This is a genomic window from Streptomyces doebereineriae, assembly GCF_031845645.1.
GTDB classification, from domain to species: Bacteria; Actinomycetota; Actinomycetes; order Streptomycetales; family Streptomycetaceae; genus Streptomyces; species Streptomyces canus.
Window position 1 is genome coordinate 559,552 of record NZ_JAVREZ010000001.1, and the last position, 17,984, is coordinate 577,535.

14 protein-coding genes are annotated in these 17,984 nt (G+C 69.1%); 3 read left to right on the plus strand and 11 right to left on the minus strand.

The window, feature by feature from the left end:
* Positions 1–354 precede the first annotated feature (354 nt).
* From RNB18_RS02655 to RNB18_RS02665, 3 genes are all read right to left on the minus strand, one after another.
* Entirely contained in the window at positions 355–3,519 is a 3,165-nt protein-coding gene (locus tag RNB18_RS02655; RefSeq protein ID WP_311712489.1) for a family 78 glycoside hydrolase catalytic domain, read from the minus strand.
* 794 nt (positions 3,520–4,313) lie between these two features.
* Positions 4,314–5,312: a LacI family DNA-binding transcriptional regulator gene (locus RNB18_RS02660; protein ID WP_311712490.1), complete on the minus strand. Its 999-nt coding sequence runs from the start codon at positions 5,310–5,312 to the stop codon at positions 4,314–4,316.
* A gap of 811 nt (positions 5,313–6,123) precedes the next feature.
* Positions 6,124–7,068, minus strand: coding sequence for a LysR family transcriptional regulator (locus RNB18_RS02665; protein ID WP_311712491.1), 945 nt, complete (start codon positions 7,066–7,068; stop codon positions 6,124–6,126).
* Positions 7,069–7,182: 114 nt separating this feature from the next.
* On the opposite strand from RNB18_RS02665, the gene RNB18_RS02670 reads away from it, so the two are divergent.
* Together RNB18_RS02670 and RNB18_RS02675 are read left to right on the plus strand one after the other, a co-directional pair.
* On the plus strand, positions 7,183–7,995 hold the full coding sequence (locus RNB18_RS02670; protein WP_311712492.1) for an inositol monophosphatase family protein: 813 nt from the start codon (positions 7,183–7,185) through the stop codon (positions 7,993–7,995).
* A gap of 47 nt (positions 7,996–8,042) precedes the next feature.
* Positions 8,043–8,687 (plus strand): NADPH-dependent F420 reductase, encoded by a 645-nt coding sequence (locus RNB18_RS02675; RefSeq protein ID WP_311712493.1) that lies wholly within the window; start codon positions 8,043–8,045, stop codon positions 8,685–8,687.
* A gap of 16 nt (positions 8,688–8,703) precedes the next feature.
* Here the strand turns inward: RNB18_RS02675 and RNB18_RS02680 are convergent, their stop codons facing one another.
* The gene (locus tag RNB18_RS02680) at positions 8,704–9,735 is read right to left on the minus strand and encodes a saccharopine dehydrogenase family protein (RefSeq protein ID WP_311712494.1); all 1,032 of its coding nucleotides are present in this window, start codon (positions 9,733–9,735) and stop codon (positions 8,704–8,706) included.
* 129 nt (positions 9,736–9,864) lie between these two features.
* Here RNB18_RS02680 and RNB18_RS02685 point away from each other — a divergent pair, with 129 nt between their 5' ends.
* Positions 9,865–10,800: a helix-turn-helix domain-containing protein gene (locus RNB18_RS02685; protein ID WP_311712495.1), complete on the plus strand. Its 936-nt coding sequence runs from the start codon at positions 9,865–9,867 to the stop codon at positions 10,798–10,800.
* Positions 10,801–10,851: 51 nt separating this feature from the next.
* On the opposite strand, the gene RNB18_RS02690 is transcribed toward RNB18_RS02685, so the two are convergent.
* From RNB18_RS02690 to RNB18_RS02725, 7 genes are all read right to left on the minus strand, one after another.
* Entirely contained in the window at positions 10,852–11,838 is a 987-nt protein-coding gene (locus RNB18_RS02690; protein ID WP_311712496.1) for an aldo/keto reductase, read from the minus strand.
* Between the two features lie 40 nt (positions 11,839–11,878).
* Positions 11,879–12,838 carry an amidohydrolase family protein gene (locus tag RNB18_RS02695; protein WP_311712497.1) on the minus strand — a complete coding sequence of 320 codons (960 nt, stop codon included), beginning with the start codon at positions 12,836–12,838 and terminating at the stop codon, positions 11,879–11,881.
* 51 nt (positions 12,839–12,889) lie between these two features.
* Positions 12,890–14,476: a Na+/H+ antiporter gene (locus RNB18_RS02700; RefSeq protein WP_311712498.1), complete on the minus strand. Its 1,587-nt coding sequence runs from the start codon at positions 14,474–14,476 to the stop codon at positions 12,890–12,892.
* Between the two features lie 67 nt (positions 14,477–14,543).
* Complete coding sequence (locus RNB18_RS02705) at positions 14,544–15,176, minus strand: DUF2255 family protein (protein WP_311712499.1); 633 nt, start codon at positions 15,174–15,176, stop codon at positions 14,544–14,546.
* Between the two features lie 68 nt (positions 15,177–15,244).
* Positions 15,245–16,261: a zinc-dependent alcohol dehydrogenase family protein gene (locus RNB18_RS02710; RefSeq protein WP_311712500.1), complete on the minus strand. Its 1,017-nt coding sequence runs from the start codon at positions 16,259–16,261 to the stop codon at positions 15,245–15,247.
* Between the two features lie 205 nt (positions 16,262–16,466).
* Positions 16,467–16,799, minus strand: a complete 333-nt coding sequence (locus RNB18_RS02720; protein ID WP_280860463.1) for a carboxymuconolactone decarboxylase family protein — start codon at positions 16,797–16,799, stop codon at positions 16,467–16,469.
* 215 nt (positions 16,800–17,014) lie between these two features.
* Positions 17,015–17,947 carry an NADP-dependent oxidoreductase gene (locus tag RNB18_RS02725; RefSeq protein ID WP_311712501.1) on the minus strand — a complete coding sequence of 311 codons (933 nt, stop codon included), beginning with the start codon at positions 17,945–17,947 and terminating at the stop codon, positions 17,015–17,017.
* Positions 17,948–17,984: the final 37 nt, after the last annotated feature.

Sequence of the window (17,984 nt, forward strand, 5' to 3'; positions counted from 1 at the left end):
CTAGGGACGTGCCCTGAGGCCGGGAGGGAAGATTTTCAACTGGCGACATGCCCTTTGGCTCGGGCCTGGGTGCCGGCTGCTTGTTCGTGGGGGTGCCGTCCAGCCAGCGGCCGTCTCTGCGGCGGCCGAGGGTGCGCTCCTGTTCGTCGATCGTGTCGCGGTCGCAGAAGTCGATGGCGAGCCGGATGATGCGCGGTCTAGCTGCCGCCCAAAGCCCAGGGCGCGGTTTTTCTGGCCTGTGTCCGGCCTGTCGCCAGGACCTCGATGGACGTCTGGGCCTGCCGGGCCTCCTCGCCTGCCGTCGGCGGGCCCGGAGTGTCCGGGCCCGCCTTCAGGTCACGCGGCTCTCCGGGCCTACTCGGCCTCCCCATGGACGGTGTGGACGCCGAAGTCGTAGGACCCCGAGCCGACCTCGAACACGGCGGCCCCCTTCTCCATGCGCAGGAAGCGGACTCCCTTGGCGGCGTCGGCCGGTCGGCCGCCTTCGGTGACCGCCCGGTGGGTCTTCGTCGGCACATGGACCTCCGCGACGGTGTTGACCGGGACGGTCACCTTCAGGTTGATGGCGCCGTTGTGGGTGCTCCACTTCGACGACAGGCGGCCGTAGACGGTGGTGAGGCTTCCGGCCCCTTCCGTCAGGTTCCCGCCGGGTACCGGCGCGATCCGGGAGCGCTGGTACCCGGGCTCGAGCGCGGAGATGCCGCCGATGTTCTGGAACATCCAGTCACCCACGGCGCCGTAGGCATAGTGGTTGAAGGAGTTCATGTCGACGGGGCCGAAGTCGCCGTTGGGCATGATCGAGTTCCAGCGCTCCCACATGGTGGTGGCACCGTTGGCGACCTCGTAGCCCCAGGACGGGTAGTCCTTGTGCAGCAGCATCTTGTAGGCCAGGTCGTCCCGGCCGATCCTGCTCAGCGCGGGCAGCAGCAGAGGGGTGCCGATGAAACCGGTCCGCAGGTGGTAGTCGGTGAGCGCCAGTTTGGCCACGAACTTCTCCCCGACCTTGTCGACCAGCGCCGGATCCGAGACAAGGTTCATGGCGAGGGCCATCGCGTACCCGGTCTGAGAGTTGCCCCTGACGGTGCCGTCGGCTGCGACATAGGCCTTGGTGAAGGCGTCGCGGATGTCCGCGGAGAGCTTGCCGTAGTCGGACGCCGCCGCGTCATCGCCCAGGGCCTTGGCCGTCTCCGCCATCATGCGGGCGTTCTCGGCGTAGTAGGCCGTGCCCAGGATGCCCTGCTCGGTCGGGTCGTCCAGGTTCAGCCAGTCGTTGGTGAAGAAGGTGGTGCGGCCGGGCTCGAGCAGGTCCGGTCCGGCGCTGGTGCGCACGAACTGGAAGAACTTCTGCATGGCGGGGTAGTTCTCCCGCAGGATGCGGGTGTCGTCGTAGGAGCGCCATACGTGGTACGGCACCGTGATCATCACGTCGGACCACCCGACACCGCTGTCGCCGAACTGGCCCTGAGGGGTCGGTACGACCGCCGGCAGATCGCCGTTGGCGTACTGGGAGTTGCGTACGTCCGCCATCCAGTGGGACAGGAACGCGCGGGTGTCGACCAGGTAGTTGGCCGTCGGTGCGAACAGGCTGATGTCTCCCGTCCATCCCAGACGTTCGTCGCGGGCCGGCGTGTCGGTGGGGATGGAGAGGAAGTTGCCGCGCTGGCTCCAGGAGATGTTGCTCACCAGTTGGTTGAGCATGCTGTCCGAGGTCTTCAGCGTGCCGGTGGTGGGGAGGTCGGATCCCCATACGACGCCCTTGACGTCCAGGAGAGCGGGGGGTTCGTTCACCCCGGTGATCTCGATGTAGCGGAACCCGTGCTGGGTGAAGGTGGGTTCGTAGGTGACCGTTCCGGTCTCGGCGAACGTGTAGCGGTCGGTGACCTTGGCACTGCGGAAGTTGTCGGTGTAGAGGGTGCCGTTCTTGTTGAGCACTTCCGCGTAGCGGATCTTGACCGTCTGGCCGGCGGAGCCGGTCAGCTTCAGCCGTGACACGCCGACCATGTTCTGACCGAGGTCGTAGACGTACGTCCCGGGGGTGGGCTCGGTCATCTTCCGGGCCTGGAGCATCTGGGTCTGGCGCACCGGCTCGTCGCTCTGCGGGACCAGTAGTGCGGTCCGTGAGTCCAGGCTCGCCGCGGGCTCCCACGTCGCGTCGTCGAAGCCCGCTCGGCTCCAGCCCGATGGCTCCAGACGAGCGTCATACGTCTCACCGTCCTGCAGGTCGGCCTTGGCGTAGGGGCCCTCCGACGCCTTCCACGAACCGTCCGTGGCGATCCACTGGACGGAGCCGTCGGTGTAGGTGATGCGCATCTTCGCCACGAGTGCGGGGGTGTCCCCGTACTCGTGGGTCCAGCCGAGCCCGACCTTGCCGGCCCACCAACCGTCCGCGAGGGATGCGCCGATGGCGTTGTCGCCGCTGTCGAGCAGCTTTGTCACGTCGTAGGTCTGGGACTGGATGCGCTTGTTGTAGTTCGTCCAGCCCGGTGCGAGCACCTGGTCGCCCACCGGCTTGCCGTTGAGCTTCAGCTCGTAGAGGCCGAGTGCCGACGCGTAGACGCGCGCGGAGGCGATCTTCTTGCCGGCCTTGGTCGCGAAGTCCTTGCGCAGCAGTGGCAGCGGCCGGGACGCGGGTGCGTAGAGGGCGTCCGTGGTGCCGGACACGACGAGGGAGGAGTCGACGATCTCACCGCCGGTGAACGGGTTGCGGCCGGACGTGAAGTCGGTGTCCAGCAGCGTGCCACCGTCGGCGCCGGTCACAACGGCGTCGTAGACGGTTCCGCGTTCGCCGCAGCATGCGTGGGTGCGGAAACCTATGTAGCCCTTCGTGAACGTGGAGTCAGTGAAGGTGTTGACCAGCTTGCCGTCGAGGGTCGTCGTGATGGTGGTGCCCGACACGTCGTAGCGGACTGTGTGTCGGCCGGCGAGGAGACTCGCGTCGGTGAAGCCGTAGGGCGCGAGGTCCACGTCCTGAACCACGGTGTAGTTGCCCTTGACCTGCTTGTGCAGCCTCAGCATCGGAGTGGAGCCCGTGACGTTGAACTGCCACATGTATCCGTTGCTCACATCCGGGGCACGCAGGAACATGCCGAAAGCGGCGCTGTCGAGCTTGAACTCGACCGTGGCGGTGTAGTCGGTCCACTTGTCCAGCTCGCTCGGAGCCGCAGGGCGAGTGATCCACTGGGCGCCGTCCCAGTCTTCGGGGTCCAGCAGACCGGTCTCGAAGTACGCGGTCGCGCTCCACGGGCTCGCGACTCCCTTGTCATCCCAGGCCCGAACGCGCCAGTGGTAACGGGTGCCCGCCTCCAGGTCGGGCCCGCCGTACCGCACGCCGACCTGGCGGTCGGACGCCACCTTGCCGGACGACCACACATCGGTCGAGCCCGGCTTGCGTCCCACCTGGATCTCGTAGGCCGTCTGCGATGTCGCCCGCCGGGCCGACGCCAACTGCCAGCCGAGGACCGGGTCGTCACCGCCGATGCCCAGCGGGTTCACCCGGCCGTTGGCAGTCAGAGCCTTCACTTCGAACGGCGCGTCCGAAACCGACGCCGCAGAGGACACGGGCGCCGGCAGGATCACCGCGCCTGCGACCACGGCACACATGACAAGGCCTCTCAGGAGTACGAGCAATAGTGGGCGTTTACGGAGCATGGCATCTCCTGCTGGTCCGTTTGGCGGAGTGCGTGTTCTCGGCTGAGGACACCGCGAAGTCATGTGCGTTGGAGAGGCCGGTCCGCTGTCCCACTCGGCAGGGCCGCCTCGAGTTCGGCAGCGGCGTCGGCGCCGCCGTCATCGAACAGGACCCTGTTGGTTCCAACCGGTTCTCGACGGTCCTGACGGCCGCCGGCTGGATGAGGTCCCAGACGCCGAGGTTTTCTGGCCTGCGAGGAGCTGCACGCCGCAGCAGGCGCTCAGTAGCAGGCTTGTGGTGGTAGCAGGGGAGCCAGGAGGGCGACACGGGCGGTTCTGAGGATGTTGTGCACATGTGCTCCTCGGCGCGGTGTATTGAAACGCTTCAATGGAGGGATGTCGGGAACCTATGGCCCGCTTCGGCGTGTGTCAAGGAGCTGTCGCGGACGTTTCCGAACCGCGCTGAGGGCCGCCGGGGCGGTCGGCTGGAGGGGCTGCCCTAGGCATGGAGCGGGGCACGACGCGGCCGCCGGGTCGGAGAGGCAAGTGGAGCCGGACGGCCGGCGTGGACCTTGGCGCGGGCTGACGACCAGGCATCGGGGCGGGCGATGCGAGCCGTGCGTCGGCCCGGACGATCAGTTCAGCGCGCCGCGCGAACGATCACTCGACGTGCCGGTGCCGGGCCCTCAGCGCGGCGCGCTGGCGCGGACGATGAGCTCGGGCTCCAGCACGACGGTGGCATGACGGTGCTGCTTGCCCGAGGCCACCTCGTCCATCAGTAGCCGGATCGCTTCCCGTCCCATCATCCGGCCCGGCATGTCCACCGCGGTCAGCGGAACCGCCGCGCCGCCGGCCGCTCGGTTGTTCTCGCACCCCACGACGGCGACCTCGTCGGGCACGCGGATTCCTGCCACGGTGTGCAGTTCGTGGATGATGGCATTGGCCAGTTCATCGGTGACGACAACGAGGCCGTCCGGCAGATCGCCGGGCGCTCTCCGTGCGAGATCCTGCCCGACCACATGGCCATGGGGTGTCGTCAGGCCGACACTGTCGATCTCCTCCAGGGTGACGCCGGGGCCCGCCTCCTCGACCGCCGCACGTACGCCCCTGCGTCTGTCGCGCACCGGCTGGTAGTGGTCGTGCGCGACCACATAGGCCAGTCGTGTGCGCCCCGTGTCGATGAGATGGCGGGCTGCCAGATATCCGACGTGCTCGTTGTTGACCAGCACCGAACAGCATGTGCCCGGCTTGGGGGAGTAGTTGAGGAGCACGACCTGGCGCCCGTGCGAACGGATGCGCGCGATGCCGGCAGTGGAGTCCTCCATCGGAGCCAGCAGTACGCCGGTCACGCGGGACTCGTCGAACAGGTCCAGGTAGTCGTCCTGAAGCGCCATGTCGCACGCCGTGTTCGCGAGCAGGAGGTTCTGGCCGACCGCCCGGGCGGCGTCCTGGGCGCCGTGCGCCATGTCGATGAACAGGGAGTTCTCGATGTCGGCGAGCACCATGCCGACGCTGTTGGTCGAGCCCGACACCAGCGACCGTGCCGCGTCGTTGCGCACGAAACCCAGACGGCTGATGGCTTCGCGGACCCGCTCGGCCGTCGCGGGGCTCACCTTCGCCGGATGGTTCAGCACGTTGGAGACGGTGCCCACCGAGACGCCTGCGGCGTCGGCGACGTCCTGCATGCTCGGACTGGCATGCCCCTGCACTGCTCGCGGACGGGCGGTTGCCACAGCGCTCCTCGACCTCCGGTCTCGTTCATCTCGCGACCGCCAGGCACTCGCAGAGACCAGGCTGTCGCGGACAAGCCGCAGAATACATGACCCGTGTTGAAGCGCTCCAATGTGTGCGTCCGGGGCACCTCTCACCAACGCGAGAACGGTCCGATATGTGCTGGTCACACGACACGGCCCGGTCGATGGACCTCCCCGGCGAGGCGCTTAGCACCTGCCGCCCGGCCGGTAGAAGAGCGCTTGCCGGTGCCGGGACGGCTGACCGCTGATGTGGGAAATCGCTGTTATCGATCTTGACGGTCCGAGGACAGCATGCGACCCTCCCGCCCTCGACCTGATTGAAGCGTATCAATCGAATGGGCGACGGTGGGCGAGGCCCAGGGGTTGCAGCAACACCGAACTCGGCTCCAGCCTCGTTTACCGAAGGCGGCGAAGCCCCGCGTCCCCACGCCGTCGCAGCGACCTGAACATCGGTCCCTGTCGCAAGGCCCAGAGCTGGGATCGGTATCTGAAAGTGCCGGGCGGGGTGGCGGCTCATGTGGCTGTGGGTGCAACTTCCGGTTCCGGCTCGGGGTTTGCGGCAGGGGACGTTCCGTCACTGCTCGACATCGAACAGCGGGATGGACGGTGATGGCGGGGCGGGCTGTGCGAAGGCGGTTGAGGTTGGCTCGCCACTGCCTGCAGCCACGTACGGCTCGAAGAGGCCTGGCTGTCACTCGGAGTGGCCGCGTCGCAGCCGCAGGCCTTTCCCCGGGCGTGTCCGTCACTTCCCGGTGCGGTTGGTGAGGGGCAGTTGAGAGGCGGCCGGTGGTGTGAACAGTGCCTGGACGGTTTCGGTGGCCAGGTCTCGTAGCCAGGTGTGGGCGCGGTCGTTGTCGTAGCGCTGGTGCCACAGCAGGTACAGGGGTACGTCGGGCAGCGGGAGTGGCGGCGGCAGTGTGGCCAGGCCGAGTTGTTCCCGGGCCGTGCGGGTGACCGCGTCGGGCAGGGTGACGATCAGGTCGGTGTCGAGGGCGAGTTGCAGTGCGAAGGCGGCGGTGGGTCCGACGGCGACGACGCGTCGATGGAGGCCGCGTGTGGTCAGGGCGTCATCGATCGGGTCGCGCAGGCTTCCGCGCCGCGAAACGGTGAGGTGTTCGGCGGCCGCGTAACGCTCAAGGGTCAGCGGGCCTGCGGTGAGCGGGTGACCTGGCCTGGTGGCGACGATCAGCCGGTCCTTGCCGACGAGGCGGTGGCGGATGTCGGGGAGCGTCGGAGCGCTGGAGCTTGATTCGAGGTCGACCTCACCCCGGCGCAACTCGGCGTCGTCCGACCCTGGTTCGGCGGACAGGCGTAGCCGAACGCCAGGGGCCTGATGGTGGACGGCCGTGGTCAAGGCGGTGCCGCATGCGGCGGTCAGGGCGTCGTGCCAGCGCACGGTGAATACCCGGTCCAGAGCCGCCAGGTCGAGTTCCTGCTGCGCGGACAGAAGGTGGTGGGCCTGCTGCACGAGGGCGTGGACCTCGGCGCGCATGGCCAGCGCGCGGGTGGTGGGGACCATGCTGCGGCCGGTGCGGACCAGGATCTGGTCACCGGTGACCTTGCGGATGCGGCCCAGGGAGCGGCTCATCGCGGGTGCGGTGACGTGGAGGCGTGCTGCCGCGCCGGCGACGCTGCCCTCTTCCAGAAGGGCATCCAGGGCGGTGAGCAGGTTCAGATCCAGTTGCATGCGAGTAACTCTACAAGTGACAAGCGTGCACTTGTTGTTAATGACCGGGCGGCCTACTTTCGAAGTGCGGGGCGAGCCAACTGCCCCGCTTCGACCGATCCCAGGGAGCCCACCATGAGCACAGCCATGCCTTTCGACGCCGGTACGACCCTCCTGTCCGAGGTGACAGCCGCGGTGAGGACCGCAGGCGTCACGCTGCGCGACCGCTTCACCTCGCACGCCCGGGGCGTGAGTCTGGACGAGGTCGTGGGCGAGATCCACGCCAACGACGACGCGGTGCTGGAGGTGCTGCGGGAACCGCTGCTGCGGGCCCGGCCGGGGTCGCAGTGGGCCGAGGACGAGCTGGCCGGCGGCGCGCTTCCGCCCGGGGAGTGGTGGGTCGTCGACCCCGCCGAGGGCAACATCAACCACGTCCACGGCATGGAGGACTGGGCCGTCACCGCCACCCTGGTCCGCGACAACCAGCCGGTTCTCACTGTCGTCCACCTGCCGCTGACCGGCGACACCTACACCGCGGTCGCCGGCGGCGGTGCCCGCCTCAACGACCGGCCCCTGAAGGTGTCCGCCAAGACCGACCTGGGCGCGGCGCTCATCGGCACCGGCCAGGCCAAGCCCGGCGAGGACGAGCGCACCTTCCGGCGGATCGGTGACTCCGTCACCGCGATGCTCATCAACGGCCTGGTCGTGCGGGTGTCCGTGCCCGCCACGATGCAGCTCATCCACGTCGCGGCCGGACGCATGGACGCGTTCTGGCAGTTCTCCGACGTCCGCTCCGGCCTGGTGGCCGGCGCCCTGCTGGTCTCCGAGGCCGGAGGCACCGTCACCGACCTGACGGGCGCCCCCTGGAACACCGGCAGCCGCGACTTCCTGGCCGCCGCCCCCGGCCTCCACGGCGCCGCCCTCAAGGTCCTCTCGTCGACCGCCTGACCGCAAGTCCCTCCTCCTCACCCCGAAACCGCAAGGAGCATCACCGCATGACCAGCATCGGCATCCTGGGCGCCGGCCGCGTCGGCGCCAACCTCGCCGGCAAGCTCTCCGCAGCCGGACACCATGTCACCCTCGGTGGCCGGAGTCCCGAAGACACCGCCGCCCGCACCGCCGGGCTCGCCCCGCGGATCGCCTTCGCCGACCAGCGCACCACTGCCCGCACCGCGGACATCGTGATCAACGCGACGCCCGGCGACAGCTCCCTGGACCGCCTCACCGAACTGCGCACCGACCTCGCCGGCAAGATCCTCGTCGACGTCTCCAACGCCACCCGCGACGACGATGACGGTCTGCCCGGCGACCTGTGCTATCCCGGCAGCAGCCTCGCCGAGAAGCTCCAGGCAGCGCTCCCCGACACCCATGTGGTCAAGACCCTCAACACCATGCTTTTCACGGTCATGACCGCTCCCGAGGCCCTGGCCACCCCACCGACCGCCTATCTCTCGGGCGACGACGAACACGCGAAGAGGACCGTCACCGGCCTGCTCGGCGACCTGGGCTGGCAGCCCGAACGGATCGAGGACCTAGGCGACATCACCACGGCCCGCGCCACCGAGGCCATGATCCTGGTCGTGCCCCACATTCTTCGCCGACACGGCTTCAAGCCCTTCGCCGTCTCCCTCGCCCGCTGACCCACCAAGACCGGGTTCAGACCAAAACCAGGTCGAGTGTGATGTGCGGGGCGAGCGCGTGCAGGAAGTCGGGGGCATCGAAGATCTCGCCGGCGGAGACGACGCCGACGGCCTTGGTACGGCCGGTAAGGACGCGCTCGAGGGCCTCGCTGACGAGAGGCGCCGTGACGGCGTAGATGTCCTGGCCGCGGGCCGTGGCCCGGCGTTCGGCTCCGCCGGAGCGGACGACGACGTCGACGAGGAAGGTCTGGTTCGAGCGCCCGCTCTCGTCGGTGGCCGTCGGGGCCGGCGTGTGGGGGGCGGTGACGTCTCGGGCCGCCTCGGCGGTCATGTAGGTGGTCACGTCGGGGATGGAGAGGTGCTGGGGGACGGTGACGACGTCCGCCATCGTGAACTCCCCGATCACCGGCCTGCGGCCCATCGGTTCCGGGAAGGTCCATTCCAGGACGGGCGCGGCGTCGGTGCGGTGTTCCCACTGTCCGCCGCTGTAGCGCAGGCGGTGGGCGCCGCGTCTCTCGCGGGAGACCGCGCCCGAGAGCCGGGTACCGGCGGTGGGGTGCCAGTTGCTGAGCGCGTAGGCGATGTGCGCCTCGTCGGCCTCGGTCCAGTCGCCCATCGCAGCGGTGGCCAGGAGGTCGCCGAGGCCGCCGAAGAAGGCCATGGCCGGGACGATCACCGCTCCCGCGTCCCGGGCCCGTTCGCGGTAATGGGCGAAGGTGTCGAGGTTGGCCTCGAGTTCGGCGGCCACGTCCAGGTAGGGGATCTTCGCGCGGAGCGCGGCCTCGATCACGGGGCCGACGGTCGAGGCGAAGGGGCCGGCGCAGTTGATGACCGCCGCCGTTCCCGCCAGGGCCCGGTCCAGCGAGGCCGGGTCGTCGACCGACGCCACCCGGGCCTCCAGCCCGTGCTCGTGGGCAAGTTCCTCCAAGGTCTGCACATTGCGCCCGGACAGCACCGGGACAAACCCACGCGCGGCCAGCTCCGCGACCACGAACCGCCCGGTGTGACCGTATGCGCCGAACACCGTCACCAGCTGACCTGACGCCATGAGACTGCTCCCCGTGTACTCGAACGCCCGCTGCGAGGTCGATCCGCTGCGGCCTGACACCCACATCCTGTCCCTCCGGCAGCGCCCCGCACGAGTGTCGGAAACGACATGCCGCGTACAGTTTCGGACATGACCGCTGTTGCACTGGCCATCACCGACGGCATGCTCCACTACGAACTGTCCGTGGCCGTCGAGGTCTTCGGAACCGACCTGACCCACATCGTGGACCCGTGGTACGACTTCTCCCTCTGCGGGAGCGGTCCGGTGCACGTGGGCCGCTTCCGCCTGGAACCCGACCACGGATTCGAGCACCTCGCGCACGCGGACACAGTGATCGTCCCTGGCTGGGCCGACACCGACCGCGACCCGCCCGCCGAGCTGGTCGAGGCGGTGCGTGCGGCCCACGCGGCCGGTGCTCGCGTGGCCTCACTGTGCACGGGCGCCTTCGTCCTGGGCGCGGCAGGACTGCTCGACGGCAGGCGCGCCACCACACACTGGGCCCACACGCGGGAACTGGCCCGGCGCCACCCGGTGGCCACCGTCGATCCGGACGTCCTCTACGTCGACAACGGCGACGTCCTCACCTCCGCGGGCAAGGCCGCCGCCATGGACCTGTGCCTGCACCTGGTCCGCCTCGACCACGGCTCGGCCAACGCCAACAAGATCGCCCGACGCCTGGTCATCCCACCCCACCGCGACGGCGGCCAGGCCCAGTTCATCGCCACCCCCCTCCCCGCCCCAGGCAACCACCCCCTGGGCGAGCTCTTCCCCTGGGCGCTGGAGCGGCTGGACCAGCCGCTGACCGTGGAGGACCTGGCCCGCCAGGCCCGCATGAGCTCACGCCACCTCGGCCGCCACTTCAAGCACCTCACCGGCACCACGCCACTGCAATGGCTCCACACCCAGCGCATTCGCCACGCCCAGGAACTGCTGGAGACCACCGACGCCACCGTGGACACCATCGCAACGGCCACCGGCATGGGCACCGCAACCACCCTGCGCCGCCACTTCCACCGCAGCGTCGGCGTCCCACCCGACACCTACCGCCGCACCTTCCGGCCCTGACCAGCGTGGTCTACAACGATGAACTGGCGGTGTCAGCCAGCGGAGCGGAAGTTACTTGTCGACCAGCGACATGTGGTGCTCGTTGTAGCGGTCTCCCTGCACCCCGACCCGGCCGGCCAGTTCGTTGAGGTCCGCCAGTTCGTCGGCGGAGAGCGGCAGCTCGGTGGCGCCGATGTTCTCCTCGATACGCGCGATGCGCCGCGTTCCGGGAATCGGGACGATCGACGGATGCCGCGCGAGCAGCCAGGCGAGCGCGACCTGCCCCGGTGTGGCGTCCTTGGCCCGCGCGAGCGCTGAGATGTGCTCGACGAGAGCCTGGTTCGCCGCTCGGTTCTCGGCTGTGAACCGCGGAATCGTCGAGCGGACGTCGCCGTCCGCGAAAGACGTCGACGCGTCCACTGCTCCGGTCAGGAACCCCTTGCCGAGCGGGCTGAAGGGTACGAAGCCGATCCCGAGCGCCGCGCACGTCGGCAGGACCTGCGGCTCGGGATCCCGGGTCCACAGCGAGTACTCGCTCTGCACCGCCGTCACCGGGTGGACCGAGTGAGCACGGCGGATGGTCTCCGCACTGGCCTCCGAGAGCCCGAAGGAGCGAACCTTGCCCTCCTGCACGAGCTCGGCCACCGTGCCGGCGACGTCTTCGATCGGTACCTCGGGATCCACGCGGTGCTGGTAGAACAGGTCGATCCTCTCGACCCCGAGCCGTTCGAGGGAGGCCGTGGCGACGGCACGGATCCGCTCGGGCCGGCTGTCGAGTCCGACTGAGGCACCGTTCTCGATGCGGAATCCGAACTTCGTGGCGATCACCACTTGGTCACGGACCGGACCGAGGGCCTCGCCGACGAGCTCCTCGTTGACGTAGGGGCCGTACACCTCAGCGGTGTCGAAGAACGTGACGCCGCGGTCGACGGCGCCGCGGAGCACGGCGATCATGTCGGTCCGATCACCGGGGTTGGGGCCGTAGCTCTGGGACATTCCCATGGCGCCGAGGCCGATGGCGGATACCCGGAGGTCCTGCCCGAGCGTTCGCGTGTGCATTTTTCCTCCTTGTTGATGTGAATACCGGTCGACGCTGGCCTTACCGCGCCGTTCCCGGGAACAGGCGCTGGGCGTTGGCCGTCGTCAGGGACCGCCATGTGGTTCCCTCCACCGGTGACTCGGCCGCGTCGATCGCCGCGATGTGGGCGTCGGCCAGTGGGGGAGGCGTCCAGCAGTAGTCGCTGCCGAACAGCACGCGGTCCGGATCGACGAGCTTCAGCAGCGCTGGGACCTGGCGTGGGAAGGCTGTGCCCGCCATGTCGTAATACAGGCCTCGTAGTTGCTGCACCGCGTCCTTGGCGGGTGTGTCCTCCGAGGGCAGGAAGAGTCTCATGAACTCGTTGATGCGGTCGGCCAGGACGGGTACCGCGCCACCGCAGTGCGGAACGATCACCTGGATGCGGGGATACCGCGTCACGACGCCCGCCATCACCAGGTCCGTGACGGTGCGGGCCGTGTCGAAGATGTACTCGACCATCGGCCGCGGTCGACCGAGTGCGGACTGTTCCCAGCCCACCGGCGAGGTGGGGTGCAGGAAGACCACGGCCCGGCGGCGGTCGAGTTCCGCGAAGACCGGTTCGAGGCGCTGGTCGCCCAGGTACACACCGTGCGTGTGGGTCAGCAGGGCCACGCCGTCGGCGTCGAGTTCGTCGTAGGCGAAGGCGATCTCCTCCAACGAGGCGTCCACGTCCGGAAGGGGGAGGGACACGAAGTTGCCGAAGCGGCCGGGGTGGTCTCGGGTCAGTTCGGCGGTGTACTCGTTGACGCGCCGCGCGAGGAGTCGGGCCGCCTTGTCGTCGCCGAAGTGCACGCCGGGGGAGGACATGGACAGCATCGCGGTCTCGATGCCGTTGCGATCCATCAGGTCCAGGTGCGCTTTCACGGACCACGACGGCCAGCCGCCCATGCCATCGGGGTGGGCGTGGCCCGCCGCTGCCGCCTGCTGGACGTAGAAGTCGGGCAGGAGGTGGGCGTGGACGTCGATGAGGCCGGAGGACATGACGGGGATCCGTTCTGGTGGGGCTCGGGGGGACTGGATGGCGAACTCGGCTTACTCCACCTGCTCACGTCCGGCCAGCCGCACCTCTTCGTTGTCCAGGGTGGCCTGGAGCCGGCGCAGCACGGTGTCGTCGATCTCTCGCTCGTCGCGCAGGCGTACGACGGTTGCGCGTCTGTGGGCGATCAGGGCGAGGCGGAGGTCGGTGTAGTGGCGGTTGTGGAGCAGGGCGGGATCGCCGTCGGTGCCCGTGCCTTTGGCCCGTACGGTCGCCAGGTGGGCCTCGTACTCCTGGCGCAGCCACTCCGTGACCTTCGGGGTGGTGCCCTGTTCGGCAGCGAGTCGGGGCAGTGCCTCGATGGCTTCCTCGGTCGCCTTGGTCTCGGCGAGCACCTCTTCCTCGTCGACGGAGGTGTCGCGCGGCAGCCGGGCCCAGCGCACGACTCCGGGCAGCAGCAGTCCCTGCACCACGAGGGTCACCACGATGACGCCGGAGGTGACGAAGACGATGAAGGCACGGTCGGGGAAGGGGGCGCCGGAGTCGAGGGTCTCCGGTACCGAGAGCGCCACGGCGAGCGACACCGCGCCCCGGAAGCCGGCCAACCCGCTGACGACACGCGCCCGGTGACTCATTCTCCGCAGCCGCTGCTCGGGACGCCGGTCGACGGCGCGGATCAGGTAGGCGGAGGAGAAGAGGAACACGAACCGGACCGCGACCAGCACCACGCTGACCACGCCGATCGCGATCAGGGCGTCTCGGAGGTCGGGCCGGCTCAGGTGCCGGAGCGCGTATTGGAGTTCCACTCCGACCAGGACGAACAGCGCGCCGTTGATGATGAACGTGGCCAGCGGCCAGAAGGCCAGTGCCTGGCGCCGGTGCTCGGCCCGGATGAGGCTCGGTGCCACCTGAGCCATGATCAACCCGCTCACGACGACCGCCAGGACACCGGAGGCGTGAATCAGCTCCGCGAGCAGATACGCCGTGAACGGCGCCAGGATCATGACGAGATTGCCGAGCAGGGGATCGTCCAGGCGGCGGCGCAGGTTCATGTTGATCCAGGCGACCGCCACGCCGACCGCGGCCCCACCGCCGTATGCCAGCAGGAACAGTGCTCCGACGTGCGGCAGGGTGAGGTGTTCCTCGCCGACGGTGATGCCGACCGCCAGGCCGTAGATGACCAGCGCGGTGCCGTCGTTGACGAGGCTCTCCGCTCGGAGCACGGTGATCTGACGCCGCGGCAGGGAGCCGGCCAGGGCGCTGACCGCTGTGGCGTCGGTGGGAGCGACGGCCGCGCCCAGCGCCCACGCCGGTCCCCATGGCAGTCCGAGCACGTGGCCGGCTACCGCCACAGCCCCCGCGGTGAGGATCACCAGGACCGTGCTGAGCAGGACGATGCCGCGCAGGTTCGTACGGATCTCCCGCATGGACGTGGTCAGGCTCTCCCAGTACAACAGCACGGGAAGGAAGAGCAACAGCACTACTTCGGGCGGGAGTTGGGCCTGGCGGACGGCCGGGACGAGACCGAGCAGCGCGCCCACGACGAGCAGCACGATGGGCGGCGCGACGTGGAAGCGCCGGCCCAGGACGTTGCCCAGCAGTACGGCCGCGCCCAGGGCGACGACGAGTTCGAGACCGAGCATGGCGCTTACTCCTGGGAGGGGACGGATGCCGATGGGGGAGCAGCTGCTGCCACCGGGATCGTCGTGTTCATCGGGGGAGCAGCCGCAGGGTTGTCGAGCGTGCGGCGACCATGGGGTTGATGTACGCGTCGCCGAAGCGGCCGTACTTGGTGCGGTACGCGGTGTCGATGCGGTCGTTGGTCTCGGAGTCCGTCACCTCGACGAAGGTGACGTCCTTGTCCACGCCGCCGGAGCGGATGTGCCCTTCGTGGGTGGTGCGCGCCGTGCGCCACCAGCCGCCGCTCGTACCTCGGAAGGAGCGGACGTACAGCTCCTCACCGTCGAGGACGACCCAGATCGGCACCGGCCTTCGCAGGGTGCCGTTACCGCGGCGCGGCGCCATCTCCAACTCGTCGGCCTTTGCGATGAGGTTGAGCTCGCCGCTCGTCCATGTCGGCATCGGTGATTCTCCAATCTCTCTGGATCCGGTGAGGGCGGATGAATCTCGCGGCGGTGGTTGGGGACGCGGAGAGCGGAGCGGGTCGCTCTTGCGAGGCGTACGGGCCCGCCCGGTGCCAAGTCCCGCCCAGGGCGTCAGCGCCGGGTCGCCCGGGATCGTCCAGGTCGCGTCGGGTGTGAAGTGGGAGAGGGCCCGCTCCAGGCCGCGGGTGCCGACGGCCTTGAAGCATGCCTCGACGGTGGCGATCGCCTCGCTGGTCATGACGGTCGGGTCTGCACTGCTCGGTGGTTGCGACGGTCCAAGGGCCGCTGCTGCTCGGTGGCTTCAGGTCACGGACGCAGCAGCGTCTTGATGGCGCGGCGCTCGTCCATGGCCTTGTAGGCTTCGGCGACCTCGTCCAGCGTCAGGGTGAGGTCGAAGACCCTGCCCGGGTTGATACGGCCGCTGAGGACGCGGTCGATCAGGTCGGGAAGGTAGGCGCGCACGGGGGCGGGGCCACCGCGCAGGCCGACGTGGGAGAAGAAGAGCTCTTGGCCGTCGATCTGCGAACCGTGCGGGAAGCCGACGAAGCCGACGTTGCCGCCCGGGCGGGCGGACTGCAGGGCCTGGTGCAGCGACTCCTGGGTGCCGACGCACTCGAGGACGGAGTCGGCGCCGATGCCGTTCGTCAGTTCCTTGACGCGGGCGACGCCTTCCTCGCCCCGCTCGGTGACGATGTCGGTGGCGCCGAACTCCAGGGCCAGCTTCTGCCGGGAATCGTGTCGGCTCATGGCGATGATGCGCTCGGCGCCCAGTTCCTTCGCGGCGATGACGCCGGACAGGCCCACCGCGCCGTCACCGACGACCACGGCCGTCGAACCGGGCTTGACCTCGGCTGCCTCGGCGGCGTACCAGCCGGTGCCCATGACGTCGGACAGAGCCAGCAGGTCCGGGATCAGCGCCTCGGCCGGCTGCTCCGGAACGGCGACCAGGGTGCCGTCGGCGAGGGGGACGCGAACGTACTCGGCCTGGGCGCCGTTCACCCACTGCGCGTGCTGGCAGGAGGTGTGGTAGCCGGCCTGGCAGATCGGACAGGTGTTGTCGGAGGCGACGAAGGAACCGATGACGAACTGGCCCGGCCTGACGCTCGAGACGTCGCCGCCTACCTCCTCGACGATGCCGACGTACTCGTGGCCGATCGGCTGCGCCTCGGCGACCGGCAGGACACCGCGGTAACTCCACAGATCGGAGCCGCACACACAGGTGGCGACGGTACGGATCACCGCGTCCGTCGATGCCGTGATCTTCGGTTCCGGGGCGTTCTCCACCCGGATGTCCCCCGGCGCGTGAAGGATGGTCGCTCTCATGTGCCTTCCCAACTCTTGGCGTCTGTCGTGGTGTCAGGGACGCGTACCGGTCCTGAAGCGCGGACCGAGTGGATCATGAACCGGTCGGGTCCGGCGCCGTGCCAGTGCTCCTCACCCGGGGGCGTCTGGATGACGTCGCCGGGTTGAGCCTCGATGAGGTCGCCGCCACGCGTGTGACGCTGCCGCGGGGGCGGGCGGAGGTGCATCAGCCGGACTGGTCGGCCTTGTCCACGATCTCCTTGAGCTGGGTCATCGCGGTCATGGCATTGGGCCATCCGGCGTAGAAGGCCAGATGGGTGATGGCCTCGATCAGCTCGTCCTTGGTCACGCCGTTCTCCAGCGCCTTGCCGAGGTGGAAGGTGAGCTGGTCGCCCCGGTACAGGGCGGCGAGAGCGGTGACCGTGACCAGGCTGCGATCGCGAGGGGACAGGCCCGGCCGCTCCCAGATGTCGCCGAACAGGACCGTGTCGGTCACCTCCGCGAGCTTCGGGGCGAATTCCTGGATCGCCGGCGGCGCGAACTTCTTCCGTTCGGACATGGGGTGATGCTCCTAGCGTGTGTTTCAGCCTCCGCCTGCCGCAGGGAAATACCAACTTCGGTGACGTGCGGAAAGCAATTACTACCTGGGGGTCGCGCATCGACCCTGCCATCCTCGTGCGAGCCCGCAAAGGGGAGAATTCCATCCTGGGAATGGCTTATCCAGGGGAGGAATCCATACCCCCCTCGGGCGGACCGAGCGGTGCGCGCCTCGGATCAGAACGTCAGGATCAGCCGACCCCGCACACCGCCCGCGGCGAGGAGCCGGTGCGCTTCGGCGGCCTGTTCCGCCGGGAACGTCTTCGCAATCCGGAGGGTGATGCGGCCTTCCTCCGCTTGCTGCCGGAGCTGGTCGAGCTTGGCGTGCTCCATGGCGTAGCTGAACACGACGATCGGCTCGTAGGCGACGTCTCGCTCGCCGGGGCCGTCGTAGCCGCGCAGTGTCACCACCCGGCCGCCGTCGCGGACCGCCCGAGCGCAGAGGGCGCCGAGCGACGCGGCGTCGACGAGTCCGTCGACGCCCTCCGGGACCTCCGCGCGTATCCGGTCCGGGTACTCGGCGCCGCGACGGAGTACGACGTCGGCACCGAGTTCCTTGATCAGGGTCTCGTCCTGGTCCGAGGCGTCGGCCACCACGTGCAGCCCGTCCGCCTTGGCCAGCTGGACGGCGTAGCCGCCGACCGCGCCGGCCGCTCCGGTGATCGCGAGGGTCTGGCCGGGTTCCAGGCCGAGCGTGTCCAGGGCCAGGCGCGCGGTGAGGCCGTTCATCGGCAGCGACGCGGCCTGTGCGTCGGTCGCGCCGTGGGGGGCGCGGACGACCGAGTTCACCGGGACCACGACCCGCTCGGCGTAGGCGCCGTGCACGCCGTCGGGGAGCACGATCGCCATCACGCGGTCGCCGAGGCTCAGATCCGTGCCCGTACCCGGGCCGATCTGATCCACGACCCCTGCGGCTTCCATGCCGGGAACGAACGGTGGCTGGGCGTCCGGCGACCGGGCGGGTCCGCTGCGCTGGAGGGCGTCGACCGCGTTGACGGTAGCGGCGTGCACCCGGATGCGCACCTCGCCCGGACCGGCCTCGGGCGTGGGCAGCTCCAGGATCTGAAGCACCTCCGGCCCGCCGAATTCCGTGAAACCTACAGCCTTCATCGAATTACCTCATTGCTCGGCATGCGGTCGTTGAGGT